The following is a 1,960-nucleotide window of genomic DNA, read 5'->3' as shown; positions in this document are numbered from 1 at the left end:
GTGCCGGTGATCAAGGACGCCGACAAGAAGGGCATTCTGCAGATCAGCCAGGAAATGGGCGAGCTGGCCAAGAAGGCGCGCGACGGCAAGCTGACGCCGGCCGAGATGTCGGGCGCCTGCTTCACGATCTCCAGCCTCGGCGGCATTGGCGGGCGCTACTTCACGCCCATCATCAATGCGCCCGAGGTGGCGATCCTGGGCGTGTGCAAGTCCACCATCGAGCCGGTGTGGGATGGCAAGGCCTTCCAGCCGCGCCTGATGCTGCCGCTGAGCCTGACCTGGGATCACCGCGTGATCGACGGTGCCGCGGCCGCGCGCTTCAACGTCTACCTCGGCCAGATCCTGGGCGACTTCCGGCGCGTGTTGCTTTGACCACAGTTGTTGTCGTCAGGAAAGCGGGGCAAGTGGCGATTGCTGCCGACACGCTGGTGACCTTTGGCGACACGCGTCTGTCGCACCGCTACGAGGCCAACAGCAAGCTGTTCAAGGTGGACACGCCCACCGGCCCGAGCTGGGTCGGCATGGCGGGCACCGTGGCGCATTTCCCCGTTCTGCGCAAGGCCATGAACGCGCTGCCGAAAGACCAGCTGCTGCTGGGCAGTCGCGACGAGGTGTTCGACACTTTCGTCAAGCTGCACCCGCTGCTGAAGGAAAGCTTCTTCCTTCAGACCAAGGAAGACGACAACGACCCCTACGAGTCGAGCCAGTTCAGCGTGGTGATTGCCAACGCCAGCGGCATCTTCGGCCTGTACAGCTATCGAGAGGTGTTCGAGTTCAAGGAGTTCTGGGGCATCGGCTCCGGACGCGGCTTTGCGCTCGGGGCCATGCACGCCGTCTGGGACAAGGCCCGCTCGGCCCGTGAAGTGGCGCTGGCCGGCATCCATGCGGGCTGCGAATTCGACCGCAGCTCCGCCGGACCGGTGGACATTTACACGATCAAACTGAAAACTTGAAAGCAGGGCGCGCGCCGCCCGCCTGGAGACACACATGAGCCTGATTGAAATCAAAGTGCCGGACATCGGTGATTTTTCCGAGGTGGCGGTCATCGAGCTGCTGGTCAAGCCCGGCGACACCATCAAGGCCGAGCAGAGCCTGATCACCGTGGAGAGCGACAAGGCGTCGATGGAAATCCCGTCGAGCCATGCCGGCGTGGTGAAGGAACTCAAAGTCAAGCTCGGTGACAAGGTGGCCGAAGGCACGGTCGTCCTGCTGCTGGAGGCCGCGGGCGCCCAAACGGCGGCCCCGGCAGCCCCCGCAGCACCTGTTTCGGAACAAAAACAGCCTTCTCCCAGCGCCAGCGGGTCACAATCTGCTATCAGTATTGAATCATCTCCCGCCCCCGTCGCGACCGCCTTCGGCGGCTCGGCCGACCTGGAATGCGACGTGCTGGTACTCGGCGGCGGCCCCGGCGGCTACTCCGCGGCGTTTCGCGCAGCGGACCTCGGCCTGAAGGTCGTGATCGTCGAACGCTACGCCACGCTGGGCGGGGTCTGCCTGAACGTGGGTTGCATCCCCAGCAAGGCGCTATTGCACGTGGCCGCCGTGATGGACGAGGTGAGCCACCTGGGTGATCTGGGCGTGGACTTTGGTGCGCCGGTGGTCAACATCGACAAGCTGCGCGGCCACAAGGAAAAAGTCATCGGCAAGCTCACCGGCGGCCTGGCCGCCATGGCCAAGATGCGCAAGGTGACCACCGTGCGCGGTTACGGCCATTTCGTCGGCACCAACCACGTCGAGGTGGAAGAAACCACCGGCACCGGGCAGGAGAAGACCGGCACCAAGAAGGTGGTGGCCTTCAAGCGCGCCATCATCGCCGCCGGCAGCCAGGCCGTGCGCCTGCCCTTCATGCCCGAAGACCCGCGCGTGGTGGACAGCACGGGCGCGCTGGCCTTGAAAGAGGTACCCAAGCGCATGCTGATCCTGGGCGGCGGCATCATCGGCCTGGAGATGGGCACCGTCT

At 64.8% G+C, this 1,960-nt stretch carries 3 protein-coding genes; all 3 read left to right on the top strand.

Features of this window, described 5'->3' with window-relative positions; all coding sequences use genetic code 11:
* A partial coding sequence (locus tag ACMUOY_RS20040) for a 2-oxo acid dehydrogenase subunit E2 (RefSeq protein ID WP_413894498.1) occupies positions 1-372 on the top strand: 372 nt, incomplete at its 5' end.
* On the top strand, positions 369-953 hold the full coding sequence (locus tag ACMUOY_RS20035; protein ID WP_413894497.1) for an MFS transporter: 585 nt from the start codon (positions 369-371) through the stop codon (positions 951-953). The genes ACMUOY_RS20040 and ACMUOY_RS20035, both read left to right, overlap by 4 nt.
* Before the next feature lie 34 nt (positions 954-987).
* A partial coding sequence (locus tag ACMUOY_RS20030; RefSeq protein WP_413894496.1) for an FAD-dependent oxidoreductase occupies positions 988-1,960 on the top strand: 973 nt, incomplete at its 3' end.

The sequence above is a fragment of the Candidatus Skiveiella danica genome (assembly GCF_022705245.1).
GTDB classification, from domain to species: domain Bacteria; phylum Pseudomonadota; class Gammaproteobacteria; order Burkholderiales; family Burkholderiaceae_C; genus Skiveiella; species Skiveiella danica.
This window is presented reverse-complemented; position numbering and strand designations above follow the sequence as displayed.